Below are 25,916 nucleotides of genomic sequence, written 5' to 3'. Positions count from 1 at the left end.
GGGCCAGCAGGTGGTGCATGGTGACGGCGCCCTGGTACGGAGTGGCCGCGTCGCCGGTCGCCTGGAACAGCAGCACGGGCGGCAGCTTGCCGTTGCGGTCGCGGTGATCCAGGGCAACGTGCCCCGCGCGGGCCTGGAGTTCAACGCCCAGCGGCGGGCCGTGCTCGACTACCACGCGCGCGAGACGGAACGCCTGGCCGCCGAGGTCAAGGCCGGCAAGGCCGCGCGGCCCGACTTCGTGCTCTGGCCGGAGAACTCCTCCGACATCGACCCCTTCGCCAACCCCGACGCCCGGACCGTGATCGACACGGCGGCCAAGGCCATCGGCGTGCCCATCTCGGTCGGTGGCGTCGTCGAGCGGGACGGCAAGCTGTACAACGAGCAGATCCTGTGGGACCCGGTGAAGGGCCCCACCGACACCTACGACAAGCGCCAGATCCAGCCGTTCGGCGAGTACCTGCCGTTCCGTTCGCTGATCGGGGCGATCAACAGCAACTGGACCTCGATGCAGCGCCAGGACTTCAGCCGGGGCACCGAGCCCGGCGTGTTCTCCATGGACGGCGCCAAGGTCGGCCTGGTCACCTGCTACGAGGCCGCCTTCGACTGGGCCGTGCGCTCCGAGGTCACCGACGGCGCCCAGATGATCTCCGTGCCGAGCAACAACGCGACGTTCGACCGCAGCGAGATGACCTACCAGCAGCTCGCCATGTCCCGCGTCCGCGCCGTCGAGCACAGCCGGACCGTGGCCGTGCCGGTGACCAGCGGCGTCAGCGCCTTCATCATGCCGGACGGGAGGATCACCCAGCGGACCGGCATGTTCGTGGCCGACTCGCTGGTGCAGAAGGTACCGCTGCGGTCCTCGCTGACCCCCGCCACGCGGCTCGGCGTGCTGCCGGAGATCGCCCTCGTGCTGGTCGCGGCGGGCGGACTGGGCTGGGCCGTCGGCGCCGGCCTGCGCGGGCGACGCGCCGGTGACGTCTAGTCGTACTCCGGTCGCACGCTGCCCGAAACGGGCCGGGGTGTCCTGACCGGCCCCTTAGGGTCGACCTCATGGCTACTCCCGACTTCATCCGCACCCTTCGCGCCTCCGCCGGGCATCAGCTGCTGTGGCTCCCCGGAGTCACCGCCCTGGTCTTCGACGGCGAGGGCAGAGTCCTGCTGAACCGCCGGTCCGACACCCGCAAGTGGTCGGTGATCGGCGGCATCCCCGACCCGGGGGAGCAGCCCGCGGCCTGCGCGGTGCGGGAGGTCTACGAGGAGACGGCCGTGCGCTGTGTCGCCGAGCGGATCGTCCTCGTCCAGGCGGGGGACCCCGTCACGTACGACAACGGCGACACCTGCCAGTTCCTGGACATCACCGTCCGCTGCCGGGCCGCCGGCGGCGAGGCCCGGGTCAACGACGACGAGTCACTGGAGGTGGGCTGGTTCGACGTCGACGCCCTGCCCGAGCTGAACGAGCACTGTCTGTTCCGGATCAAGCAGGCCATGTCGGACGGCCCCACATGGTTCGACGCCACTGCCTCCGGCTGAACTATGGGGTCTGACCATATGGGGTAGGGGAGGGGCGCTGCCTAGGGTCGAGGCATGACCGCGCCCCGTGCCCTCCCGGCCCCCCACGCCTGCCCGCTCGACCTCGGCGGCCGCACCGCGCTCGTCACCGGCGCCGCCGGCGGCATCGGCCGCGCCTGCGCGCTGCGGCTCGCGGCGGCCGGGGCCAAGGTGAGAGCGGTGGACCGGGACGCCGCCGGCCTGGAAGCGCTCGCCGAGCAGGGCCGGGACCTCGCGGGCACCGTCGAACCGCACGTCCTCGACCTCACCGACCTGGACGCCGCCGAACTCGCCGCCGCGGGCACCGACGTCCTCGTCAACAACGCCGGGCTCCAGCTCGTGCGCCCCATCGAGGAGTTCCCGCCCGACGTCTTCCACACGGTGCTCACCGTGATGCTGGAGGCACCCTTCCGCCTCATCCGTGGTGCCCTGCCCCACATGTACGGGCAGGGGTGGGGCCGCATCGTGAACGTGTCGTCCGTCCACGGGCTGCGCGCCTCGGCCTACAAGTCGGCCTATGTGGCCGCCAAACATGGCCTGGAGGGGCTGTCCAAGACCACCGCCCTCGAAGGCGCGCCCCATGGCGTCACCTCGAACTGTGTGAACCCCGCCTATGTGCGCACCCCACTGGTCGAGAAGCAGCTCGCCGACCAGGCCCAGGCGCACGGCATCCCCGAGGAGCGGGTCCTGTCCGAGGTGCTGCTCCAGGACAGCGCCGTCAAGCGGCTCATCGAACCCGAGGAGGTCGCCGAGGCCGTGGCGTATCTGTGCGCTCCGCAGGCGTCCTTCGTGACCGGCACCTCGCTGGTGCTCGACGGCGGCTGGACCGCCCACTGAGCAGCGGGTCCGTCGGCCGGGGAGTTGTCCACAGGGCTGACGGGACGGCCGGGTCATGGTGAATCCTGTGGGCATGTCCAGCGATCACGTTCAGTCAGCCGGGCGCTTCGCCGGTGCCGCCGAAGCGCCGTCGGCCCGTGCGGAGGCGCCGGCGGTGAGTGCCGAGACGCCGTTCCTCGAGCTTCTGGCCCGGGGCGCGTCCGCCGACGCCTACGAGCAGCCGGTGCTGCTCGCGCGCGCCGAAGGACGGCCGGCGGAGTGGATCGCCGCGCTCCAGCGGGCCAAGCCGCTCGCCCTGCGCGTGCGCGCGGAGCTGGAGGGACGCCGCCGCCGCGAGGCCGAGCTGTCCGCCCTGTTCGAGACCGCCCACGACCTCGCCGGGCTGCGCGACCTGGACGCCGTGCTCCAGGCGATCGTGCAGCGCGCCCGGTCGCTGCTGGGCACGGACGTGGCGTACCTCAGCCTGAACGACCCGGAGCGCGGTGACACCTACATGCGGGTCACCGAGGGCTCGGTCGCGGCCCGCTTCCAGCAACTGCGGCTCGGCATGGGCGAGGGACTCGGCGGCCTGGTCGCACAGACCGCGCGCCCCTACGTCACCGACGACTACTTCAAGGACGACCGCTTCCAGCACACCCTCACCATCGACGCGGGCGTGCGGGACGAGGGGCTCGTGGCCATCCTCGGCGTGCCGCTGACCCTCGGGCACCACGTCATCGGGGTGCTGTTCGCCGCGGACCGCCGGGCCCGGGTCTTCGAGCGGGAGCAGATCGCCCTGCTCGGCTCCTTCGCCGCCCTCGCCGCGGCGGCCATCGACACCGCCAACCTGCTCGCCGAGACGCGCTCGGCGCTCGCCGGCCTGGAGCGGGCCAACGAGATCATCCGGGACCGCAGCGGTGTCATCGAGCGCGCCTCCGACGTGCACGACCGGCTCGCCGAGCTGGTCCTGCGCGGCGGCGGAGTGCACGACGTGGCCGCCGCGGTGTCCGAGGTCCTCGACGGCACGGTCGAGTTCGCCGAGGCCGCCGCGGCCCCGGCCGAGGCACTGGAGGCCTCCCGCGCGGACGGGCACGCGGTGCGGCACGAGGACGACTGGATCGCCGCGGTCGCCGCCGGCGGCGAACTGCTCGGCGCGCTCGTGCTGCGCGGACACCCGGGCCTCGACCCCGTCGACCAACGCACCCTGGAGCGGGCCGCCATGGTCACGTCCCTGCTGCTCCTGGCCCGCCGGTCCGCCGCCGAGGCCGAACAGCGCGTGCGCGGCGAACTGCTGGACGACCTGCTGGACGCCCGCGACCGCGATCCGCGCCTGCTGCGGGAGCGCGCGGCCCGTCTCGACGCCGACCTCGACGCCGTCCACGTGGTGCTGGCCGCGCGACTGGAGGGCGGTGCGGCCGACGCCGACCAGGAGGCGGACGCCCGCAGACGCCTGGCGGCCGCGGCGTCCCATCTGGCCGCGACCCGGCGCGGCCTCGCCGCAGCACGCGACGGCGGCACCGTCCTGCTGCTGCCGCTCGGCCCCGGCGACAGCGCCGCCGACCTGGCCCGCACTGCCGCCCGGCAGTTGGGCACCGCGGTCCACGCGCCGGTCACCGTCGGCGCCTCCGCACCCGCCGAGGCCCTCTCCACCCGCCCGGACGCGGTGGCCGCGGCCTACGCGGAGGCCCGGCGCTGCCTCGACGCCCTGGGCCTGCTCGGCCGCTCCGGGGACGGAGCCGCCGCCGAGGACTTCGGCTTCCTCGGGCTGCTCCTGGCCGGAGACCGGGACATCCCCGGCTTCGTCGACCGCACCATCGGCGACGTCGTCGCCTACGACCGACGACGCGGCACGGAGCTGCTGCGCACCCTCGACGCGTACTTCGCCTCAGGAATGAGCCCCGCCCGCACCAAGGACGCCCTGCACGTCCACGTGAACACCGTCGCCCAGCGCCTGGAGCGCGTCGGCCGCCTCCTGGGCGACGACTGGCAGAGCCCGGCACGGATCCTGGAGATCCAACTCGCCCTGCGCCTGCACCGGTTGTCGGCACCGGCACGGCACTGACCCCCGTACGCGCGCACGTACGGGGGCCGGCCGGACCGTCGAAGGCTCAGGGGGTCCGGGCGTCCGCCGCCGGGGCTGCGGCCCGGTCCGGGTCGGCGGCGGGAGCGACGTCGGACAGATCCCGGTGGCGGGTCTCCTTCGCAGCCGCCACGGCGACGACCGTGAGGAGGGACGCGGCGACGACGTAGAGGGCGATCGGTGTGGAGCTGCCGTAGTCGGAGAGCAGCGCGGTGGCGATCAGCGGCGCGGGCGCGCCCGCCGCGACGGAGGCGAACTGGGCGCCGATGGACGCGCCGGAGTAGCGCATCCGGGTCGCGAACATCTCGGAGAAGAACGCCGCCTGGGGCGCGTACATGGCCCCGTGCAGCACCAGCCCCACGGTGACGGCGATGATCAGGTTGCCGAAGCCGCCCGTGTCGATCAGCGAGAAGAACGGGAACATCCACAGCCCGACACCGACCGCGCCCACCAGGTACACGGGACGGCGGCCGATCCGGTCGGACAGCGCGCCCCACGCCGGGATGACCGCGAAGTGCACGGCCGAGGCGATCAGGACGGCGTTGAGCGCGACCTGCTTGGAGACGCCGGCCGAGGTGGTGGCGTAGACGAGGATGAACGCGGTGATGACGTAGTAGCTGATGTTCTCCGCCATCCGGGCGCCCATCGCGACCAGCACATCACGCCAGTGGTGCCGCAGCACGGCGACGAGCGGCAGCTTCTCCGCGCCCGCGGACCGGGTCGCCTTGCGGGCCTCGGCCTGCGCCAACGCCTGCTTGAAGACGGGGGATTCATCGACAGACAGACGAATCCACAAACCGACGATCACCAGCACGCCGGAGAGCAGGAACGGGATCCGCCAGCCCCAGCTGCCGAACGCGGCGTCCGACAGCAGGGCCGTCAGCAGCGACAGCACACCGGTGGCGAGGAGCTGCCCCGCCGGCGCGCCGGTCTGCGGCCACGACGCCCAGAACCCGCGCCGCCGCGCGTCTCCGTGCTCCGACACGAGCAGGACGGCGCCGCCCCACTCGCCGCCGAGCGCGAAGCCCTGCACCAGCCGGAGCACGGTGAGCAGGACCGGCGCGGCCGTCCCGATGGTGGCGTGCGTGGGCAGCAGCCCGATCGCGAAGGTCGCGCCGCCCATCAGCAGCAGACTCAGCACCAGCAGCTTCTTGCGCCCGAGCCGGTCGCCGTAGTGCCCGAACACCAGCGCGCCCAGCGGCCGGGCGGCGAACCCGACGGCGTACGTCAGGAAGGACAGCAGGGTGCCGACGAGCGGGTCGGAGTCCGGGAAGAACAGCTTGTTGAACACGAGCGCGGCGGCGGAGCCGTAGAGGAAGAAGTCGTACCACTCGATGGTGGTGCCGATGAGGCTGGCGGCGACGATGCGCTTGAGGTTGCCGGCGGGTGGGGGAGCGGTGGTTCCGGAGGCCATGTGCGCCACTTCCTCGTGTGCGGTGGGGACGGGTACGTGTCGGCACACGGTAGAAACATGCAGGTCAGGCGCACATGTGGTGGGACTACATAGTTCGCGGGCGGGGTGTGCGTGTCGCCCCCATGCCAGTGCTTCAAGGGCCGTCCTGAGGGCTTCATCGGTGGCTGATCAGACAGAGTCCATGTTGCGTCAATTGGGAGGATTTGATGCTGGCGTGCTTACTCCCGTGCTGGTTCGGTGCTGACTAAGAGCGCACGTCATCACCTGTCTTCACCTCTCCCGTGCTGACTTGGTGCTGACTACGCTGCGTTGAACTCGGTCATCTTCGGGCCGATCGGACAGCGACAGTCACCTGGTTTGACAGGGAGCTGAGACCTGGGGGCATGAAGATCGGGTCTGTGGTGACCGAGATGTTGGCCTGCGCATGGTCCGCAACTTGGACTTGTGATGCGGCGGGCGCCCCAGCCCGCGACCAGGTCCGTTGGTAGACCGCACGGGGCGACGCGAATGGCGACTCCTGCACTCTCCACTGAGAGCTGCCTGCCGGGAGTGTGCTTGCCAGGGGCACGCCGAATCGACCGCTGGGAAAGGATGTTGACGGGGGCAACTGCCGTACGGCGGACGGATTTGGTGAACGGACTGAGAGTCTGGGAAGCCGATTGCCCACCACGAGGTGCCGCACCTTGGTGCTCGGGGACTGCCGGGCTCGACAACGTCATCATCGACCCTGCCGACCCCGTACCGCCCACGCGTCGTACTGGGCTGGGAGATGGTCACGCCCGCCGACCTGCTCACCGACTCGGCCTGCTCCACTTGTTCTGGAACTGGATCGGACGGTCGCAGGACGAGATCGTACAGGCTCGTCGGGACTGGATGGAAGGTTCAAGATTCGGAGAGGTGAAGGGATGCGACGGGGCTCCACTTCCGGCCCCCGAATTGCCGCCTACTCCTTTGAAACCGCGAGGAAGGGTTCGCTGACCTGCCAAAACGGCAGATGGGTTGGTGGTGGGGCGGGCGATGCGTCGCTGTGCATGGCCTCCCGCCGCTCCGTCACGCAGGGCGGTCGATTGGACGTGTGCAGGCTCGCTCTGCGGTGCTGCGCCATTCCACGGTGTGTCCGTCTGTGGGTAGCTGTGACAGGACACTTGCTAACCCTTTGCTAACTCTACTGACGCGTCATCAAATCTGATGTGTGTACCAGGGCATACCCTCCGGCGACGTGGCGGGCACTTCAGGTTGGGCGGGCCCCTGGGGAAGGGGTTGTTCTGGCGGACGGGCCGAGTCACGCTCCGGTGCGGAAACTCAGTGCTCACCTTGATCTTTTGTGGAGAGCCGACAAGTGACAGTGCACGAGGTGGACTTGCGGTGCCCCTTCGTGAGGGAGGACTGCGTCGGAATGTTCCCAGCAGGTTCTTCGTCTGCTGGTGGTGCACGGCTCGGATGCAGTTTGACCAGCGAAAACAGCTCCGATGGCCACAAGCTGCGGATGGCTGGTCCGGGTATGGTCCGGAGCTTGGTTCGAAGTGTTCGTGGTGATGAGCGCTGCTCGCATGTTGCGCTTGTACGACGATGACGGCCTCGGCACTGCTTCGAGACGCGACGACACTGCGTTGAGAATTCGGCCCGTGGGGGCTCGGTCGGTGGAGGCGGCGCGGCGGTGCGTTGATCAGTGCCTACCAATGCCTCCCGACCCTGTGACGCCCCGGGGCATGGTCGCAGAACCACGGTTCGAAGGGGCGGCTCCGGCGCACTATGGCTGTGATTGCGCTTCCGCTGCTTTTCGCCATTCGTCGGCAGAGCTCCGCTTGGCGTGGCCGGGGCTGTTTCCGCAGGTGAGAGAGGCACGGTCACGCGCCGCGTCAGGGTTGGCGGAGCAGGGCCCTGGTGAATTGCTTGGGAGCTGAGAAGGGCGTTCGCCCAGCTGAGCTGCCTCAGGCTCGCTGCCCCGGGAATTGGCCTGACGGTGTGGGCCCTCCTGGCCTGATGGCGACTCGAATGGGGCGTAGCGCCGTGATGACCCATCAGCTGCTGTCAGTGCCCACTGCTACACCCTTTTGTTGGGATGAGTCGCGCTCCGCGGCCCACCGACAGGAGGGGGAAGCATGTCGAAGGTGCCGGACGGGTTCCACCGGGTACGCGGACACATCCGCCGCAATCCGAAGCCCAGGAGCGCCAAGCGCATGAGCGGTTGGATGATTGCCGGCTTACTGGCCGGCGTGTGGCTGTGGGGGCAGGCGTTCGGGTTCAGCGAGGCCACCGCCACCACACCGCCGACCGATCCGAAACCGGCGGCCAGCGCGACGGCAGACCGCTGATGGGACGGGTACGTCTGCGGCGCCCTCGCGGTGCCGCAGAACTGGTCGCAGCGGCTGTGGTCGCCCTGGCCGTGCTCGTCCTGGTGGCGCGAACAGCAGCCACGGCGGTCGGCGCCCTGAAGGCGGCCTGGCCTGGCCTGCTGGCTCTCGCCCTGCTCACGGGAGCCGTCGCGGCGTGGCGGATCAGGCAGGCGACCACGATGCGGCGCCGAGAGAAGGAGCGGCTGGCCACCCTGCGGATCACGCTGGCGGAGTTCGACGCCATGGACGACCGTCGCTTCGAGTACGCCCTGCGGGATCTGCTGGTCCGCGACGGCTGGCCCGCCCGCAGAGTGGGTGGCGGCGGCGACCAGGCCGCTGACGTCATCGGTGACCATCCGCAGCGCGGCCGGATCGTGGTGCAGGCCAAGCACACCCGCGTCGGCGGGAAGGTGGGCTCAGCTGTGATGTACGCGGTGAAGGGGACGGCCGGGCCGGTCCACAAAGCCGATCACGCTGTCGTCGTCACCAACGGGGTCTTCACCCGCGATGCCATGGCGTGGGGCGACCGACACGGCGTCCACTGGATCGACCGGGAAAAGCTTCGGCGCTGGGCCGAGGACGGTGCCGCTCTGCACGAGCTCCTCGGATTGTCCGCGCGCTCCTGCCCGAGCCGATTCAGGCGTGCGGCATGACTGGCAAAGACCGTGATCGCTGCCCAAGACGTCTGGAGGTGTGGTGTTCGACGAGGACGGGTCGCTCGACCCGCTGCTGAAGTTCCTGCTGTATGCGGTCATCGCGCTGGCCGTCGGAAAGATGCTCTGGGAGTGGCTCACCGAGGACGTCGGCCAGTGGATCACCGTAGATCTGTGGGGGCTGATAGCCGATCACCCGTGGTGGACCGGGCTCTTCGTGGTCGGCGGACTGTCCATGCTGCTCTTGCTCGGCAGAATCCTGTCATTCCTGTTCGGTGCCAACACCTACGCCGATGCGGACGACACGTTCGCCGCACCCTCTGGCGATGCGATCGAAGCGGACGCGCTGACCTTCAAGATGAAGCAGCTTTCGTCGATGAGCGCGACGGGTTTTGAGCAGGCGTGCAGTGATCTCCTGGCCCGTGACGGATTCCGGCGTCCCAAGCGAGTCGGAGGCGCCGGTGACCTCGGCGTGGACATCACTGCCCGCGATGACGAAGGCCGCCTCCTGATCGTGCAGTGCAAGCAGTATCAGAGCCCAGTCGGGTCAGGCCACGTGCAGAAGTTCAACGGGACAGCCCGCCCGCACCACGGAGCCGACCTCCCGATCATGATTGCGCTGAACGGCTTCACGCAGCCGGCGATCGACTTCGCCCAACATCACCAGCTCATCCTCATGGGCCGCCCGGAACTGAAACGATGGGCCCACGGCGAGCACCTCTACGACGTCCTCGGCATCCAAAGCACGACACAGTGACGCCAGCGCACGCGGAGCTGAGTCGAGACCCTGCGCTTGGCCAACCACGGCTACACGCCGAACGAGATCTGCGAACTGATCGAGCTGCCCCAGCCGCTCGACGCCTACTGGGCCAATCGCGGCACCTACGGCGCCACCAGCCACAACGTCAAGGCCGTCCACCAGCACTACCTCGGCTGGTTCGACGGTAACCCGGCGGGCCTCGACGCGCTGCCGTCCGTCGAGGCCCGCCGGCGTCACGTCGAGCTGATGGCGTCGACGCCGTGGTCGCCCACGCCCGCCCGCCCATGAGACGGGCGGGGACCGGTGGTCCGCCGAACTGCTCAAGCACGCCCTTGCCGCGGGCCCCGACCACCAGCCCGCCCGGCCACTGCAGGCTGACGTCTTCGAACAGCTCGGCTACTAAGCCGAGGCGGCGCCCTGGCGCAACTTCTACCTCGTCGGCGCCCAGGAGCTGCACCAAAGTGCCCCGAGCGGTCGGCCGTCCGGCGGTGCCGAACCAGATCTCGTCGCCGGGATGACCGCCGAGTTGGTGCGCGACTACCTGCCCATCCGCCTCAACGGCCGACGCGCCGCGGCGCGTCGGCTCCGCATCGGGCTCGAGGTCGACGGCGACCGGCCCGACCATGCCGATGAGCGGTCCCTGGTGATCGTCGAGAACGGCATCCTGCGGTACGCGCCGCCGCCCGTCGCCGAGACACCGGCCGGCACCCTGCGTATCCGCCACGCCGCGCTCGCCGACCTCGCGTACGGCGCGGCCACCCTCGACGAGCTGCTCGCGAAGGACACCGCACGGGTGGACGGCGACCGTCCGGACCTCGACACGCTGCTCGGCCTGCTCGACACGTTCACCGGCGCGTTCGAGGTCGTCGTCCCGAACCTCCGCTGAGGTGGGCCCGGTCACCCGGGGCTTCGGCCCGAAGTGCCAGGCGGAGCAACCTAGTCGCCCAGCACTACGTAGTCGTACGAGACTTCGTTGCCCTCGACCTTGGTGACGGCCACCGCGATGTTCTGCTTCTTTCCGTCCTTGGATGTCACCGTGCAGTCGATCGTGGCACGTTGCTGTGCCTTCAGACCTCCTGCGCAGCTGACTGCCCGCGGCTTCTCCTGCACCAGTGGCAGGGCGTAGTGCTCGCGGACCTGCTTCTCGACCTCCGTTCCCGACACGGTGGACGTGGCGTCGACGGTGCTGGTCGACTCGGTGCTCAGCAGTCGGGGTACGGCCACGGCCAGGCCGCCGAGGGCCACGGCGGTGGCGGCGGTCAGGGACACGACGACGTACTTCATGATCTTCTCCTCGGGAGGCGCTCGCTTCTGTGACGCTTCCTGAGGAGACTGGCTTGCCGCGCGGCCCTGACGCTTCGGCCCGCGGGCCGAAGACGGCTGCCCGTGGTCGGCCCGCAGGCCGACCCGGAACGGTCAGGCGGGCGGTGCCTGGCGGTCGCGTACGAGGCCGGTGTCCCAGGCCCAGGCGGCGATCTCGACGCGGTTGCGGACGTTCAGCTTGTCCTTGATGTTGGCCAGGTGGGTCTTGACGGTGCCCAGGGACAGGTAGAGCTCGTCGCAGATCTCCTGGTTGGTGCGGCCCACCGCGAGCAGGCGCACGACGTCCGTTTCCCGCTCGGAGAGCGGATGAGGGGTGGTCGGCGCGGGCTGTTGTCCGGCGAGGTGCTTGAGGAGGCGGACGGTGACGGCGGGGGAGACCAGGGCGTCGCCGCGGGCGGCGGATCGTACGGCCTCGATCAGGAGGGTGGATCCGGCGTCCTTCAACAAGAAGCCACAGGCTCCGCTGCGCAGGGCGGTGTACGCGTAGTCGTCCTGGTCGAAGGTGGTCACGACGACGACGCGCATCGGGTCGGTGACGCCCGGTCCGGCCAGGGCGCGGGTGACTTCCAGGCCGTCCAGCTTGGGCATGCGGATGTCGACGAGGCACACGTCGGGGCGCAGTCGGCGGGCGAGCTCGACGCACTCGGCGCCGTCGGCCGCCTCGCCGATGACCTCCAGGTCGGGCTGGGTGCCCAGGATCAGCCGGAAGCCGGTGCGGACCATCTCCTGGTCGTCCGCGATCAGCACGCGTGTGCGGGCACCGCCCGCCCCGTTCGTAGCGTCGGAGCCGTTCATGCGGGTGATCCTTCCACAGTCGACAGGACCGGGAAGGCGGCGCTCACGCTCCAGCCGCCGTCCGCTGTCCGGCCGCTGGTAAGAGTGCCTTCCACGGCTTCGACACGTTCGCGCAGGCCCACCAGGCCGAAGCCGCCCCGGCCGCCTGCCGGGGCGGTGGCGCGGGCCGTCGGTGTCGTGTTGCGCACCTCCACCCGCAGCCGGTGGCGGTCGCCTTGCTGGTGGAGGTCGAGGCGGACGGCCACGTCGGCGCCGGGGGCGTGGCGGCGTACGTTCGTCAGCGCCTCCTGCACCACGCGGTGGACGGAGGTCTCCACCTCCGGTGCCAGCCGGACCGCGCGCACCGCGTCCCCGACGTCCAGCCTCGCCTCGGTGCCGTGTCCGGCGAACGCGCCGACCAGGCGGTCCAGCTCGGTCAGCAGCTCGCCCGGGCGCGCGGCCTCGTGGTCCTCCTCGCGCAGTACCCGTACCAGGCGGCGCATGGAGTCCAGGGTCTCGCCGCCCGCCTGGGAGATGCCCTCCAGCAGGGGTTTGACCTGTTCCGGCGAGGTCTCCTGGATCATCAGGGCGGCGTTGGCGTGGACGATGATGCCGGTGACGTGGTGGGCGACGAAGTCGTGCAGGTCGCGGGCGAGTTCCAGGCGTTCGTTGTGGCGTACGGCGTCCATGGCCCGGGCCCGGCGGGCATCCAGCAGACGCAGGTAGCAGGCCAGGCCGACGGCCCCGCCGACGGCGAAGGTCAGGAAGAAGGAGAATTCGAGGAACTCACGTGCCGGGCCCCCGCGAACCGGCTGGACGATCACCGCGGCGCCCAGCGCCGCCGACAGCGCCACGGCGGTAACCGGCCGCCGCACCCGGCGTGCGGTCCGGGTGAGCAACGCGAGCAGGGCGACCGTTTCCAGCAGGCCCCACGTACCGCTGGAGAGCGGGGCATACGCCCACAGGCCCGCAGTCAGGGCCAGGGAGCCCAGCGCGGCGGCGCCGGCACGCCATTCGGGACTCGGCCGGTGGCTGGGGAAGAGCAGCGTGGCGGCGGCAAGCGGGCCGGCGACAAGGGGCAGCCAGCTCGACCACCGGTGCTGCGGGTCGTAGTAGGCCGTCACGTCGAGCAGCCACACCAGGGCCAGGCCCCCGCAGAGCGAGACCGTGATGGCGTGCCGGACGGCCGGGGAGAGCGGAGTATCGGGTTCCACGCCGGAAAGGGTACGGATGGACGGCCGATGCGCGGGTCGGCCTGCAGGCCGATGCCGGGTGCCCCGTACCGGCCCGGCGGCCGAGGACGCGCGGTGCGGTGCGGCGGGATCGTCAACGGCATGCAGATCCTCACCGTTCTCGACTTCGCCCTGGCGGCGCTCGCCGGGCTGTGCTTCGTCCTGTGCGCCCTCGTCACCGTGGACGTGGCCCGATGACCTCGTACCGTACGACCACCGCCTCCCCTGTTCTGGCCGGTATCGGTCTGACCAAGTCCTACGGCCTGACGCGCGCCCTGGCCGGTGTCGACGTGTCTGTCCCGGCGGGCGAGTCACTGGCGATCGTGGGCCCGTCCGGTTCAGGGAAGTCCACCCTGCTGCACTGCCTCGCCGGCATCGAACGCCCTGACGAGGGCCAGGTGCTGCTGGCCGGGGACCGGGTGGACCAGCTGGGCGAGCCGGAGCGCAGTGAGTTGCGCCGCACCCGTTTCGGCTTCGTCTTCCAGTCCGGCCAGCTGCTGCCGGAGCTGCCCGCGGACGAAAACGTGGCCCTGCCGTTGATGCTGGGCGGCATGCCGCGCCGCCAGGCGGTCGCGAAGGCGCGGGAGTGGTTCGCGCCGCTGGGCCTGGCGGGCAAGGAGGACCGGCGGCCGGGGCAGCTGTCCGGCGGGCAGGCACAGCGCGTGGCCATCGCACGGGCGCTGGTCGGCGGCCCGCAGGTGATCTTCGCCGACGAGCCGACGGGTGCGCTGGACCAGTCCACGGGCATGGAGGTCATCGGCATGCTGGCCGAGGTCACCCGCAGTCAGGGTGCGGCGCTCGTCGTGGTCACGCACGACGCGAACGTGGCGGGCTACTGCGACCGCACCGTCCGGGTCCGCGACGGCCGTCTGACCGAGGACCGCCGGATGTACGGGGAGGCCGCGGTCGGCGACGTGACCGCCCACGCGGCCGAGGCGGCGGGCCTCGCCGTCTGGCGCACGGCCGGACAGCCGTCCGGTGACGCGGACGCGAGGTACAAGCGATGAGGGCACTGAGTCCGACCAGGGCACGCAGCTCGATGAGGGCACTGGACCGCACCACCTGGACCCTGACGTGGCGCCTGACCCGCGCCGGCGGCCGCACCGGGCTGCTCGCCACCGGCCTGGCCGTCGCGGCGGCCGCCATCAGCACCGCCCTCCTGCTCCTCTGCGTTGCCACCAACCTCGGTTTCCAGCAGCGCGCCGACCGCATCGACTGGCGCAACCCCGTACGCTCCTCGGCCCCGGTCGCCGTCGAGGCGGTCGGCACCACCTTCAGCGGTGGCACCCCCGTCACTGTCGTCGATCTCGCACAACTGCCGGGCGAGCAGGCCCCGGCCCCGCCCGGCATGCCCCGTTTCCCCCGGCCGGGCGAGACGTGGGTCTCGCCCGCTCTCGCCGACCTGCTCCACCGTCTTCCCGCCGACCGGCACCCCGTGCCCGGCACCCCGGCCGGCACACTGGGCCGCGAGGCGCTAGCCCGCCCCGGCGAACTGGTCGCCGTCGTCGGCCACGAACCCACCGCCGCCGCCGTCACCACCCCGCGCGCGGACGACCCGCGCCGCCCCGGCGACACCATCACCCCCACCCGGATCGCCGACTTCACCGGACGACCCGTGACTTACGGCATCGGCGGCCAGTACGTGGCCCTCGCCAAGATCGCCACCATCCTCGTCGTCATCCCACTGCTGGTCCTGGGCGCCTCCTCCGCGCGCCTGTCGGTCTCCCGCCGCGACCAGCGCCTCGCCGCACTGCGGCTGATCGGCGCCACCCCCGGCCGTATCGCCGGGATGACCGCCGCCGAGGCCGCCCTCACCGGCGCGGCGGGCGCGCTGCTGGGCGCCGTCGGATACGCGCTGCTGCTGCCGGCCGCCGCCCAGGTGCCCGTGGCGGGCGGCGCCTGGTACATCGGCGACCTGTGGGTCGGACTGCCGGTTCTGCTCGCCGTACTCGCCGGAGTGGTCGCCATGGTGGTCGTCAGCGCGCTCGCCGGACTGCGTCAGGTCGTGGTCGGGCCGCTGGGCGTGGCGCGTCGCTCGCAGGTGCCCCGAATGAGTGCGCTGCGGGCGCTGGTCTTCGTCGCGGTGATCGTCGGCTACGCGTGGTTCACCGAGGAGAAGAAGGACGAAATCGACGGCATCCTGGTGTTCTTCGCCGTCGTCTTCCTCGCGCTGTCCGTGATCGGCCCGTGGGTGGTCGGCATCCTGGGCCGTATCGTCAGCGCCCGGGCCACGACCCCCGCGACCCTGCTCGCCGGGCGCCGCATGCTGGACGACCCCAAGAGCGCGTGGCGTACGGTCTCCGGGCTCACTCTCGCCGGATTCGTGGCCGGGTTCTTCGCCCTCTTCGGCGTCGCCGGCGGGTCCCCCTGGGGAAGCCCGGACACTCTCGCCGTGGCCGTACCCAAGAGCAAGGTGACCGCGGTCCAGCAAGAGGTGCGAGAGCGCCTCAAGGACGCTCGGGTCCACGCCACCGTGGGCAGCGACACCGACTGGGTCGCCGTCGGCGGCGAGAACAGCGTCCAGGTCACGGTCACGGTGCTCGGCGACACCGAGAACCTGGACCGCGCCCGCACCGCGCTGACGTCCCTCGTGTCCGGCCAGTACCCGGTCACCGGCACCGACGTCGACTGGTCCCACGAGCTGTTCGCGCGGGACTTCTCCACCGCCACCCGCGTCGTCCTCGGCCTCACCTTCGTGACCGCGATCGCCTCCGCGGGCATCACCGCGGCCTCCTCCGTCCTGGACCGCCGCCGCACCTACGGCCTGCTCCGGCTCGCCGGCACCCCGCTGCGGATCCTGGACGAGGCCCGCCGCAAGGAGACCCTCATCCCCGTGGCCGTACTGGCGGGCGGCGGCGTCCTCACCGGCCTCTTCACCGCCGCCCCGCTCACCGTCCTCGGCGGCTCCTCCTCCCTCGACCTCGGGGGTATCGCCCTGCTCGCCGTGTCCTTCGGCCTCGGCGTCGCGGGACTGCTGGCGGCGAGCGCCCTCAGCCGCCCCCTGCTGAAGTCGGTCACGGTCCGGCCGGGCCCGCGCGGCGAGTGACCGCCCACCGCCGGGGCACCGGTACCACTGGTGCCCCGTCAACCGACCCACACCTCACCGAAGTTGAGACATGGTGCCTTTCCTCTTCGCGATCGCCGCCGGGTTGACCTTCTTGGTCTACCTCGCCCGGGTACGGCGCGACCCCCGCCGCTTCGGCAACGCCGTGCTGCTCGGCCTGGCCCTCGTGCTGCTGACTCTGGCTCTGCTCGCCCGGATCGCGACCGGCAGCGCGCCCGCGCCGCTCGTCGCGGCGATGACCGTGACCGTCCTGCTGCTCGCCCTCGGTGTGTTCGTCCTCGCCTTCCTCCTGATCGCCAACGGCGGGAAGATGGTCCGCAGAGAAGGCCGACGCCCCGGCAACCTGCTTTCCGCTGCGTGTTCGAGGAGGGCGCCCGCATCGGCGCCGGACCGGTGCTCCGCCTCTGGCGCCGCCGGGCGAGCGAGGCGGCGTCCGCGTAGCACAGGAATCGGGGGTACCACTCGGGGCGGTACTTGGCGTTGGACCGGTACAGGGCCTCCAGTTGTCTCGGGACTGGCAGGACTGGGCATCCTCGGCTGCGTCGCCCTCACCCTGACCGCCGCCGACACCGACTCCCGGCTGGTCTGGCGGATCGCGGGCGCGATACTCCCGGTGGCGGCGTATGTCTCGTACCTCTTCCTCTCCTTCCTCGTCTACGCCTTCCTCTACGCGCGGATGAGAGTCGATCAGGACGTGGACTTCGTCGTCGTCCTCGGCTCCGGCCTGATCGGCGGGTCCCGGATGCCGCCGCTGCTGGCGAGCAGGCTGGACCGGGCGCGTGCGGTGTACGAGCGGCAGGCCGCGCGGGGCGTTCCCCCGCTGCTGATCACCTCCGGCGGGCAGGGCCCCGACGAGTACCTGCCCGAAGCCCACGCGATGGCCGCCCACCTCATCGCGCATGGCGTCCCCGAGACCCACGTCGTACGCGAGGACCGCTCACGCACCACCGAGGAGAACCTGCGCTTCAGCAAGGCGATCATGCAGGCACGCAGGCCGGACTACCGCTGTGTCATCGTCACCAACAACTTCCATGTCTTCCGCGCCGCTCTCACGGCCCGGCGTACCGACGTCGACGGCCATGTCATCGGCTCACCCACCGCCGCCTACTTCTGGCCCAGCGCGACGATCCGGGAGCTCGCCGCGATCTTCCTGCACCACAGGAAGGCCAATCTCACGGTGTGCGCGCTGCTCGCCCTGCTCGGCGTTCTGCTGTCTTCCTGACATCGCAACTGCTGCCGAGCGCTCGGGTGCGGGCCCAGAACGCGTTCGGCTCGGACGGGCGAAGCGTGACAGCTCGGCCTGTCGGCCGATGGGCGGTGCGGGGAATCGGCTCCGGGGCCGAGGCGGGAGGGGCGGGCGGGGCGGGATCGTCGGGGTCATGCAGATCCTCACCGTTGTCGACTTCTCCCTGGCGACACTCGCCGGGCTGTGTTTCGTTCTGTGCGCCGTCGTCACCGTGGCGGTGGCCCGATGAGCGCGGGGACGCGGGCCGTGACCCCCAAGTCCGTCGCCCTGACCGTCCTCGCGGCCGCCGTGTGCGCCGGCTGCCTCCCCGGAGCCGTGACCGCACGGCCGGGGCCGGAGAAACCAGCAGCCGAGGCCATCTCCTGGGGTCCGTGCGACCGTCCTGACATGCCGGTCCAAAAGGGGGTCCAGTGCGGCAATATCAGGGTTCCCGTCGACTGGGCCAAGCCGCAGTCAGGTACCGTGACGCTGCGGGCCTACCGCTTCAAGGCAGCCGGGCCGTCGAAGAGCAAGGGAACCATCCTCAATTTCCCGGCAGGTCCTGGTCAGACGGGTGACATCGCCTTCGCCTCTCTGCGCAAGCACCTGCCCGGCTACGACCTGATCGCGCTCGACCCGCGCGGCGTGGGCCAAAGCGGCCCGCTGAACTGCGCGATCGACAAGATCCTCAAGATTCCCTACGTCCCCCCGACGGACCCGGGGAAGTTCCGTGCGCTGAAGAAGAACCAGCGCTCGTTCTGGCCGACGTGCGCCCCCACCCCCGTTGGCCTGAAGAACCACCTGGACGCCTACAGCAACGCCAGGGACGCCGAAGCCCTGCGCAAGGCCATGCACCTGGACAAGATCAACCTCTCCGGGTTCTCGTACGGCACGCTGACCGCGGAACGCTACCTCGGCCTGTACGGAGAGCACGTCAACGGCTCCGTCCTCGAAGGCGTGATGAACCCCGCGCAGGAGCGGCGGCAGTTCGTCACCAGCGCGGCCCGCGGCATCGAGGCGATCTTCGACCGGTTCCGCAGCTGGTGTGCCGACGAGGCCGCCTGCGCGCTCCACGGCAAGGACGTGGCAGCCGTGTTCAGGAAGGCGCAGAAGAAGGCCGACGCGGGGCACATCCCCGGCTCGCTGATGACGACGCCCTGGTCGTCCGTGGCGGTCACCCGGTACTTCGAGCTCACGGCCCCGCACAGCTTCAAGGACACCGCCGACGGCCTCAAGAAACTGTCGGAGGGCAAGAACCCGATGCCCGGCGACGAGGAAACGGACCAGGGCCAGATGCCGAAGACCTTCCCCTACACGGATCCGATCGTCTGCTCCGACTTCGACCTGTCCGTCAAGAACGTCCACCAAGCTCGACGCGACCTGAAGGCCACCCGCAAGGCGGCCCCCGTCCTGGGATTCTCGACGAACAGCAACAACTACACGTCGATCTGCCTCGCCGGCCCCCAGCCTGCCAAGGGCTCCGGTAAGCCGGTCGCGTCGCGTAGCGCCCACCCCACCATGCTGCTGAGCAACACGCTCGACCCGGCCACCCCCATCGCCTGGGCCAACAGCGTGGCACGCCAGTTCGGGCACAAGGCTATTCAGGTGCTGACCGACCAGGTCGGCCACGGCGGCGGCCTGGAGAGCCCGGAGACCAGGCGCAAGGTGGTGACCTACCTGGATCAGGTCAACCGGAGCGGACGGTAACCCATCCCGGGCAAGGCGCCTCAGCCGAGGAGGAGCAGGTGAGGAACAGCCCCTGCTGAAGGCATTCGATTTTCTCCTCTTACCACCAGCCCGCCCAGGAGCGGACGGACACCCGGCGGCCGACGGACCAGTTACGAAACCCCTGGCGGGGAAGGGGGGAGTGTCCCCGCCGGGGGCTGCTGGTGCCGGCACCCCCGTCAGAAGGTGGGGGCCTCGGGGGGCCTCGTCTTGTTCAGGTTGCTGGTGAAGGTGCCGTCCTTGAGCGGGAAGTTCGCTCTGCCGCAGTCGGCCTTGACCAGCTTGTCGCGGTACCCGGCCGGTAGCCGTTCCAGCCGTTCCAGCCGATCAGCGGCGGGCGGTGCCACGTGCAGCTGCTGTTCTCGACGTGTCCGACCCGTAGGTCTTGTAGCCGCCGTGGGCGGACACGGACGCCGTACTTGGCCTCGCCCTTGTACACCCAGATGATGGCCGACCCCAGTCGTGGCGATGGCTGACGATGTCGCTGATGCCAGTGGGGTCGTCCTGGTCCTCTCGAAGTAGAGGGCGTACATGTAGGCGCACCAGTTGTTCTTGCAGGCCACGCGCGAGTAGCTGTTGTTGGCGAGGTGGCGGCAGCCGCCGGTCATCGACCCGGACGGGCGCAGACCGCCGTTGATGACCCCGCCCTTGCCGATGGCGACCGAGGGGTAGCAGCTGTCCGTGTCGTAGTCGAAGGCCGGGAGCTACTTCCACTCGTCGGCGGTGGCCATGGATCGCAGCACTTCCGGGGCTGCGGCGAAGGCGCTGCCTCGTCTGCCTGGGGCATGCGCTGTACTGCTGGTCGGCGCCAGGTTGTCAGGCAGCTCCATTCATCAGGGCAATCAATTCCGGCTGGCTTGTTCGCCCGGACGGCACGTTGTCGTCTGCGGTGCGTCGTACGAAAGCCGCGCGCCAGCGGCCCCCGGCGGGACAGGTGCCCTCGAACACGCCACACAAGGCCGGCGACCAGCAACCCCAGGGTGAGCAATCTTCGTTGCCTGGGCGCGATGCACCGCTGCCCCGGCGCGAGGCGTCGGGGCAGCGGGTGATCAGGGGCTCGGCGCTGCGGCCAGCTGGTGGCCGCCAGCCGTGGTCAGAGTTCGTCCTTGGGGTTGGGGTTGAAGCCGTCGTTGAGCGCGACCTCGAGCAGGGCCGCGGCCTGACGTGCGTCCGCGATGGTGGCGCCGGCGACGCTGGTGCTGGCGTCGGTGTCGGTGCCGTTGTTGTGGCCGACGAAGACGTGGCTGATGCGGGCCCAGTTGCGGATGAGCTCCGTCTGCTGCCTGGTGAGCTGGGTGTAGCTCCAGGAGTCCATGCTGGCGGCGATGCGATCCTGAATGGGCCGGAACCGGGCGGCCTCGGAGATGCCGAAGATGAATGTCAGCATGGCGCTGGCCTGGTCCCGGGTGGACGAGTCGCTCCGGGCCAGTGTGAAGGCGGAGTTGGCGAACTGGGAGGGGCCCAGACGGACATCCTCAAGGGCCGTGTTCGCCTCCTGGCCGAGTGCGTTGTAGTTCTCCCTTCCGAGGAAGTGCTTGGTGGCGTTTGCGTCTTCGTTGGGGATGCCGCGAACGAGGTTCAACTGGTGGCCGTCGCGGCCCTCCGCGGGCATGGTGTAGAACCGCACGACGTAGAAGTCGCTGAGTCGTACGACCGCATGCACCGCAGGCATTTCCCCGGAGCCTTCGATCACAATGTCGGCGAACTTGTTGGTCTTCGTGTTGTCGGTGACGTAGATGTTCACCCGGTTACCCCTGGTGTTGACGATCGGGCCCACGAGGCGCGCGTTGGCGGTGGTCCGAGCCAGTTCGTCCAGGTCGCGGAGCATCTTCCGGTAGCCCTCAGACCCGGTGTCGATGTTCCAGTGGACCTGCGGGAAATTGACGTTGGCGACGTTCTCGGCCTGGATGTGCACGCTGCCGGCCGCCGCGGTCGTACCGGGGGTGTGCGCGGCCGACGACACGCCGGACACGGCCACCGTCCCGGCGAGGGCGGACACGACGACTGCTGAGACGCCGAGACGGCGAAGAGCGCTGACACGCATCAAAGGGCTCCGATCACAGGAGTAGGGAATCCGGATGCCATCGGTGCCCGTGGCTACGGGACCAGCTGATGGCACCACCGAGGCTGGCAACGCAAAACTTGATCGGCACGTCGTCTCAGCTGGGCAATCAACTTCCGTGGGCGCCGCCAGGTTGTCCGTCTCCCGGTCGCGCACTGTCATCAACGCCACAGCCGCGCGGGGCACGCTCTGCGCCGGATCGGCGTCTACCAACGCGTATGACCCACGATGTCGTTTTCGCTGGGTGTGTCGTGTCTGGGAGGTGGACCCGTGGGGCGTCCGGAAAGACCCGTGGACCCGGAGGCGGGTCCCGTGCAGTGGCTCGCCCATGAGCTGCGGGAGCTGCGCCGGGCCTCGGGCGGTCCGTCGTACCGGGCCATGGCGAAGGCGGCGGGATTCTCGGCGACGACGCTGTCCGAGGCGGCGGCCGGGGAACGGCTGCCGTCGCTGGCCGTCGTCCAGGGGTATGTGCTGGCGTGCGGTGGCGACCCGGAGGAGTGGGAGCCGCGCTGGAAGGAGGTGGAGGCGGAGGTCAACCGGGCTCCGGTGGAGGAAGAGGACGACGGGCCGCCGCCGTACCGGGGGCTCGCGCGGTTCGAGCCGGACGACCACGCGCTGTTCTTCGGCCGGGACCGGATGGTGGAGGAGCTGCGGCAGCTGGTGTGCGAGCACCGGTTCGCGGTGCTGTTCGGGGCGTCCGGGAGCGGGAAGTCCTCTCTGTTGCGGGCCGGGCTGATCGCCCGCCTGCGCGAGGAGATCGCCCGCCGGGACCGTCCGGCGGTGCTGCGGATCCTCGCGCCGGGGCCGCGTCCGGCCACGACGTACGGGCATCTGCTGGCCCCGGCGGAGGGCGAGCCGGAGAGCTGGGTGGTGGTCGACCAGTTCGAGGAGGTCTTCACTCTGTGCCGGGACCGGACCGAGCGGGCCCGGTTCATCGACCTGCTGCTCGCCGCCCGGGACCCCGACAGCCGGCTCAAGGTGCTCATCGCCGTACGCGCGGACTTCTACGCCCGGTGCACCGAGCACCGCGGCCTCGCGGACGCGCTGCGCGGCGCCGGGTTGCCGCTCGGGCCGATGACCGCGGAGGAACTGCGGGAGGCGGTGATCCAGCCGGCGCAGGCGGTCGGACTGCGGGTGGAGAGGGCGCTGACCGCCCGCCTGGTGGCGGAGGTCCTGGACGAGCCCGGCGGACTGCCGATGTTCTCGCACGCCCTGCTGGAGACCTGGCGGCGACGCCGCAGCCGGATGCTGACCCTGGCCGCGTACGAGGCACTCGGCGGAGTGCGCGGTGCGATCGCGGCGACCGCCGAGCAGGTGTACGGCGAACTGTCCGCCCCCCAGGCGCGCACCGCCCGGCACCTGCTGCTGCGGATGGTCGAGCCGGGCCAGGGCACCCCCGACACCCGGCGTCCGCTCACCCGGGCCGAGCTGGAGGAGTGCCCGGACCCGGAGATGCCGGTGGTGGTCGAGCGGTTGGCCCGTGCCCGCCTTCTCACCGTCGACGAGGAGGGTGTCCAGCTCGCCCACGAGGCGCTGATCACCTGCTGGCCCCGGCTGCACGGCTGGATCGAGGAGGACCGCGAACGGCTGCGCCACCACCGCCGCCTCGCCGAGGCCGCCCGCGTATGGCTGGAGCACGACCGCGACCCCGGCACCCTGTACCGGGGCATCCGCCTGGACCGTGTGACGGAGCTGATCCCCGAGCACGAGCACGACCGCTCCCTGACCGTGCCGGAACGTGAGTTCCTCACCGCCGCGCTCGACGCCCGCGAGGCGGAACACCGGGCCGCCACCCGGACCGCCCGCAGATCCCGGACCCTCCTCACCGCGCTGTCCGCCGTCCTGGCGGTGGCGCTGGTCGCCGGGCTGGTCGCCTGGCAGCAGCACCTGGACAACGAGCGGCGGCGCACGGACGACGCGGCCCGCCAGGTCGCCGAGGTCGCCGACGCGCTGCGCACCACCGATCCGCGGACCGCTCTGCTGCTCGGCGTCGCCGCATGGCGCACCGCGAAGCTGCCCGAGACCCGCCGGGCCCTGCTCGGTTCGCTCGCCCAGCCCGAGACGGACACCTTCACCGACCCCGCGCCCGGGGATGCAGCAGGGCGTTTCCTCACCGCTTCCGGCCGCACGCTGCTCAGCGTCGACGGCCGCATGTGGCGCACCTGGGGCGTGGCCGCGCACCGCCGCACCGGCTCGGGACGGCTGCCGGAGGGCACCGTGATCGCGGCCGGCCCGGACGCCCGGGTGCTCGCGCTCTCAGGGCACGGCGGGGTACGGCTGTGGGACACGGCCACCGGGCGGTGGACCGGAACCCCGTACGCGCTGCTGGACGACTCCGCCTTTACCGCCGACGGCCGCGGCTACACGGTGAGCGATGCCGACGGCCGGGTGCGGCTGCGCTCGGTCACCGATGGAAGCGTGCTGTTCGAGACCCGGGCGCCCGGCCAGGCGGAGGCGGCTCCGAGCGCCGACGGCCGACTGGTCGCGGTCTGCCGCTCCGGGCGGGCACCGCAGGTCTGGGACACCGCCCGCGGGCGCACCCTGCCCGGCGCCTGGGAAAAGGCCCCCGGCAGCTGCGCCGACGATGGCTCACAGCTGGTGTTCGACGGCAGCGGGAGCCGGTTCGCCGCCGTCACCGGCACCGGGGCCCGCGTCTGGGACACCCGGTCGGGCCGCCAGGTGGCCGGACTCGACGGCCGGGGCGTGCGGTCCGCCTCCTTCAGCGGGGACGGGAGCTTCCTGGCGACGGCCGACACCCAGGAGATACGCGTCTGGCGGCTCACGTCCCCCGGCGCCCCAGTGTTCCGGCACTCCCTGAACAACCAGCACCTGTACGGCGCCCCGGCCTGGGACCCCGACCGCCCCGTCCTGCGCTACCTCGAAGGCGGCACTGTCCACTCCCTCGACCTCGCCACAGCTGCCACCTCCGGATGGCGCGACCATCTCCTGGACGACGTACGGCTCAGCCCCGACGGCCGGACCTACGCCACCGCCGAGCGGTCCGGCACCCGCTACCGGTTCCAGCTGCGCGCCACTGGCGACGGCCACCTGTTGCGCACCCTGGCCCCGGTGCCCGTCCCTGTCTCCCGTGACCCTGCCGCACCGGTCGCACCGGGGGACACCGTGCCCCTGACGGCGTTCAGCCCCGACGGCAGGGCGTTCGCGTACGGCGTCTCCGCGCCCGGTCGGGACGCCGACGCCCAGCGGTTCACGGTCTGGGACCTGAACCGGGGCCGCACCCGGAGCACGCTGGACCTGGCGGGGGCAGCAGTTGTCTCCGTCACCCTCGGACCCGGCGGCGGCACCCTGTACGCCGCCCGTATCCCGCCCGTCGGCAAGCTGAGCGACGAGGTGTGGGACACCGACCACCAACGCAGGACGGCGGTGCTCTCCGGCCTGGCCAGCAGTCACCTGGCGGTCCGCCCAGACGGACGGTTGCTCCTCGGCGACGGCCGCGTCGCGCGCCTGCCGTCGGGACGGGTCGGTGGACACGACCTCGTCCAGGGCGACGAGGTCGGCGCCCTGGCCTTCGCCTTCGACGGCTCCCTGCTCGCGGCCGGCGATCAGACCGGCCGGGTCGCGCTGTGGGACGGGGATCTGCGCCACCGCGCCGGCGTGCTGCGGAACGTGTTCCCCGCCCCGCTCGGCGACACCCCGGAAGCCGTCAGCGCACTCGCCCTCAGTCCGGACGGCCGCACCCTGGCCGTCGGCGGCGACGCGGGCAGCGTCCAGCTGTGGGACGTCGCCACCCGGCAACCCCTTGGTGGTCCGCTCACCACGCCCGGCGAGAGCATCGACTCCCTGGCCTTCGCCCCCGACGGCACGACCCTCTACGCGGGCAGCCCGCACGTCCCGCTGCAGCGGTACGTCGTCGATCCCGAGCGGGCGGTCACCGAGGTGTGTGCCCGTGCGGGAGGCACCGGCCTGACCCGGGCCCAGTGGCACTCCTACGTGCCGGACGCTCCATACCGCCGGATCTGCGGCGACGCGGCGTCGCTCGGATGACCGCGACCGGCCGGGCGGGTCGGCCGTCGCCCGGCGCCGGCCGAGGCGGCCCCCGCCCGGCCGGGGCGGCTGCCTGCGCTGGGTTCGCTCAGAGGCCGCGGTGAGGGGTGAACGAGCGGATCTGGGACGGCTTGGCCCGGTTGAGCGTGGTCTCGAAGCGGGCGTCCCGGTCCTGGAGGGGGAAGTTGGCGCTGCCCCAGGTGGCGTTCCACAGCGCGTTGAAGGCCCTGCCGTTGGTGTTCCTCAGTCGGTCCATGGCGACCAGGTTCGGCCGGTCCCAGTCCTTGACGACCTCAGGTGCTTCGCCCGACTTCGCGAAGCGGAAGACGTGCGTACCCGGCTCGTCCCGGTGGTAGACGATCTTGGCGCGGTTGCCGGAGCGTTCGATCCGGTTGAACGGCTTGGTGTCGTACTGGCCGTGCGCGGAGGCGGACACGTAGGAGGGCTCCTCCGCACCGCGCGCCTGCCAGACCACGACGGCCTCCCAGTCATGGCGGTGCCCGGAGAAGCGGCCCTGGTCCTTCTCGAAGTACAGGGCGTAGACGTACGCGCACCAGTTGGGGTCGCACGCGGTCCGGACGTAGGTGTTGGCGCCGCCGACGTACCGGCAGTCCCCGCCGGGGTTCCCGGATGGTTTCAGGCCGCCGTTGAGCCCGCCGTCGGGGCCGACGGCCGACGAGGGGAAGCAGCCGTCGCTGTCGTAGTCGAAGAGCGGCTGGTACTTGTCCTGGAAGGCGGAGGCCTGGTACGGCAGGGCGGCCGGGGCCGCGGCGAAGGCACTGCTCGACAGGCCGACGGTCAGCGCGGCGGCGCTGCCCGCGACTATCACGGCCTTGGCGAGGCGGGACGGTCTTCTGCCCTTGACTGCGTGGGACATGGGGGGTGTTCTCCAGTCGCTC

Annotated in this window: 22 protein-coding genes and 3 pseudogenes; 16 read left to right on the top strand and 9 right to left on the bottom strand. The window is 71.2% G+C overall.

Annotated features, from left to right (window positions below):
• Positions 1–76 (bottom strand): alpha/beta hydrolase (locus ABZ948_RS34485; RefSeq protein ID WP_359766329.1); only part of this gene is annotated, 76 nt, incomplete at its 3' end.
• On the opposite strand from ABZ948_RS34485, the pseudogene lnt reads away from it, so the two are divergent.
• The 4 genes and pseudogenes from lnt to ABZ948_RS34465 all read left to right on the top strand — a co-directional run.
• A pseudogene (gene lnt, locus ABZ948_RS34480) lies at positions 44–982 on the top strand (apolipoprotein N-acyltransferase); the annotation flags it as partial. The gene ABZ948_RS34485 and the pseudogene lnt overlap by 33 nt on opposite strands.
• Before the next feature lie 68 nt (positions 983–1,050).
• Complete coding sequence (locus tag ABZ948_RS34475) at positions 1,051–1,530, top strand: NUDIX hydrolase (protein ID WP_359766323.1); 480 nt, start codon at positions 1,051–1,053, stop codon at positions 1,528–1,530.
• A 54-nt stretch (positions 1,531–1,584) separates the two neighbouring features.
• Positions 1,585–2,385 carry a 3-hydroxybutyrate dehydrogenase gene (locus ABZ948_RS34470; protein WP_359766321.1) on the top strand — a complete coding sequence of 267 codons (801 nt, stop codon included), beginning with the start codon at positions 1,585–1,587 and terminating at the stop codon, positions 2,383–2,385.
• Positions 2,386–2,458: 73 nt separating this feature from the next.
• Positions 2,459–4,426 (top strand): helix-turn-helix domain-containing protein, encoded by a 1,968-nt coding sequence (locus tag ABZ948_RS34465; RefSeq protein WP_359766319.1) that lies wholly within the window; start codon positions 2,459–2,461, stop codon positions 4,424–4,426.
• Positions 4,427–4,472: 46 nt separating this feature from the next.
• Here ABZ948_RS34465 and ABZ948_RS34460 read toward each other — a convergent pair whose 3' ends face one another.
• Entirely contained in the window at positions 4,473–5,858 is a 1,386-nt protein-coding gene (locus tag ABZ948_RS34460) for an MFS transporter (RefSeq protein ID WP_359766317.1), read from the bottom strand.
• 690 nt (positions 5,859–6,548) lie between these two features.
• Between ABZ948_RS34460 and ABZ948_RS40975 the strand changes: the two are divergent.
• The 7 genes and pseudogenes from ABZ948_RS40975 to ABZ948_RS34425 all read left to right on the top strand — a co-directional run.
• Positions 6,549–6,836, top strand: a pseudogene (locus tag ABZ948_RS40975) (pirin family protein); the annotation flags it as partial.
• 1,124 nt (positions 6,837–7,960) lie between these two features.
• Positions 7,961–8,173 carry a hypothetical protein gene (locus ABZ948_RS34450; protein ID WP_359766315.1) on the top strand — a complete coding sequence of 71 codons (213 nt, stop codon included), beginning with the start codon at positions 7,961–7,963 and terminating at the stop codon, positions 8,171–8,173.
• Positions 8,173–8,847, top strand: coding sequence for a restriction endonuclease (locus ABZ948_RS34445; protein ID WP_359766313.1), 675 nt, complete (start codon positions 8,173–8,175; stop codon positions 8,845–8,847). The genes ABZ948_RS34450 and ABZ948_RS34445 overlap by 1 nt, the downstream gene beginning before the upstream one ends.
• A 43-nt stretch (positions 8,848–8,890) precedes the next feature.
• Positions 8,891–9,604, top strand: a complete 714-nt coding sequence (locus ABZ948_RS34440) for a restriction endonuclease (protein WP_359766311.1) — start codon at positions 8,891–8,893, stop codon at positions 9,602–9,604.
• Between the two features lie 36 nt (positions 9,605–9,640).
• Entirely contained in the window at positions 9,641–9,895 is a 255-nt protein-coding gene (locus ABZ948_RS34435) for an alkyl sulfatase dimerization domain-containing protein (protein ID WP_359766309.1), read from the top strand.
• A 28-nt stretch (positions 9,896–9,923) separates the two neighbouring features.
• Positions 9,924–10,010, top strand: a complete 87-nt coding sequence (locus ABZ948_RS34430) for a hypothetical protein (RefSeq protein ID WP_359766327.1) — start codon at positions 9,924–9,926, stop codon at positions 10,008–10,010.
• A 48-nt stretch (positions 10,011–10,058) separates the two neighbouring features.
• Complete coding sequence (locus ABZ948_RS34425; protein WP_359766325.1) at positions 10,059–10,493, top strand: alkyl sulfatase C-terminal domain-containing protein; 435 nt, start codon at positions 10,059–10,061, stop codon at positions 10,491–10,493.
• 50 nt (positions 10,494–10,543) lie between these two features.
• On the opposite strand, the gene ABZ948_RS34420 is transcribed toward ABZ948_RS34425, so the two are convergent.
• The 3 genes from ABZ948_RS34420 to ABZ948_RS34410 form a co-directional block, all read right to left on the bottom strand.
• Positions 10,544–10,891, bottom strand: a complete 348-nt coding sequence (locus ABZ948_RS34420) for a DUF4333 domain-containing protein (protein WP_359766307.1) — start codon at positions 10,889–10,891, stop codon at positions 10,544–10,546.
• A gap of 132 nt (positions 10,892–11,023) precedes the next feature.
• Positions 11,024–11,725 carry a response regulator gene (locus tag ABZ948_RS34415; RefSeq protein ID WP_359766305.1) on the bottom strand — a complete coding sequence of 234 codons (702 nt, stop codon included), beginning with the start codon at positions 11,723–11,725 and terminating at the stop codon, positions 11,024–11,026.
• Complete coding sequence (locus ABZ948_RS34410; protein WP_359766303.1) at positions 11,722–12,918, bottom strand: sensor histidine kinase; 1,197 nt, start codon at positions 12,916–12,918, stop codon at positions 11,722–11,724. The genes ABZ948_RS34415 and ABZ948_RS34410 overlap by 4 nt, the downstream gene beginning before the upstream one ends.
• Positions 12,919–13,130: 212 nt before the next feature.
• Between ABZ948_RS34410 and ABZ948_RS34405 the strand changes: the two genes are divergently transcribed.
• The 4 genes from ABZ948_RS34405 (at position 13,131) to ABZ948_RS34390 (ending at position 18,932) form a co-directional block, all read left to right on the top strand.
• Positions 13,131–13,943: an ABC transporter ATP-binding protein gene (locus tag ABZ948_RS34405; RefSeq protein ID WP_359766301.1), complete on the top strand. Its 813-nt coding sequence runs from the start codon at positions 13,131–13,133 to the stop codon at positions 13,941–13,943.
• Positions 13,940–15,982 (top strand): FtsX-like permease family protein, encoded by a 2,043-nt coding sequence (locus tag ABZ948_RS34400; protein ID WP_359766299.1) that lies wholly within the window; start codon positions 13,940–13,942, stop codon positions 15,980–15,982. The genes ABZ948_RS34405 and ABZ948_RS34400 overlap by 4 nt, the downstream gene beginning before the upstream one ends.
• Before the next feature lie 70 nt (positions 15,983–16,052).
• Entirely contained in the window at positions 16,053–17,222 is a 1,170-nt protein-coding gene (locus ABZ948_RS34395) for a YdcF family protein (protein WP_359766297.1), read from the top strand.
• A 411-nt stretch (positions 17,223–17,633) separates the two neighbouring features.
• Positions 17,634–18,932, top strand: a complete 1,299-nt coding sequence (locus ABZ948_RS34390) for an alpha/beta fold hydrolase (protein ID WP_359766295.1) — start codon at positions 17,634–17,636, stop codon at positions 18,930–18,932.
• 197 nt (positions 18,933–19,129) lie between these two features.
• Here ABZ948_RS34390 and ABZ948_RS34385 read toward each other — a convergent pair whose 3' ends face one another.
• The 3 genes and pseudogenes from ABZ948_RS34385 to ABZ948_RS34375 form a co-directional block, all read right to left on the bottom strand.
• Positions 19,130–19,297 carry an NPP1 family protein gene (locus ABZ948_RS34385; RefSeq protein WP_359766293.1) on the bottom strand — a complete coding sequence of 56 codons (168 nt, stop codon included), beginning with the start codon at positions 19,295–19,297 and terminating at the stop codon, positions 19,130–19,132.
• 159 nt (positions 19,298–19,456) lie between these two features.
• A pseudogene (locus tag ABZ948_RS40970) lies at positions 19,457–19,639 on the bottom strand (NPP1 family protein); the annotation flags it as partial.
• 404 nt (positions 19,640–20,043) lie between these two features.
• The gene (locus ABZ948_RS34375; protein WP_359766291.1) at positions 20,044–20,949 is read right to left on the bottom strand and encodes a ribosome-inactivating family protein; all 906 of its coding nucleotides are present in this window, start codon (positions 20,947–20,949) and stop codon (positions 20,044–20,046) included.
• A 333-nt stretch (positions 20,950–21,282) separates the two neighbouring features.
• On the opposite strand from ABZ948_RS34375, the gene ABZ948_RS34370 reads away from it, so the two are divergent.
• A complete protein-coding gene (locus ABZ948_RS34370) occupies positions 21,283–25,017 on the top strand; it encodes an nSTAND1 domain-containing NTPase (protein ID WP_359766289.1) in 3,735 nt (1,244 codons plus the stop codon).
• 88 nt (positions 25,018–25,105) lie between these two features.
• Here ABZ948_RS34370 and ABZ948_RS34365 read toward each other — a convergent pair whose 3' ends face one another.
• Positions 25,106–25,894, bottom strand: coding sequence for an NPP1 family protein (locus ABZ948_RS34365; RefSeq protein ID WP_359766287.1), 789 nt, complete (start codon positions 25,892–25,894; stop codon positions 25,106–25,108).
• Positions 25,895–25,916: the final 22 nt, after the last annotated feature.

Source organism: Streptomyces olindensis, assembly GCF_040645895.1.
GTDB classification, from domain to species: Bacteria; Actinomycetota; Actinomycetes; order Streptomycetales; family Streptomycetaceae; genus Streptomyces; species Streptomyces olindensis.
Note: the sequence above shows the minus strand (reverse complement) of the source record. Positions and strands in the feature narration are given on the sequence as shown.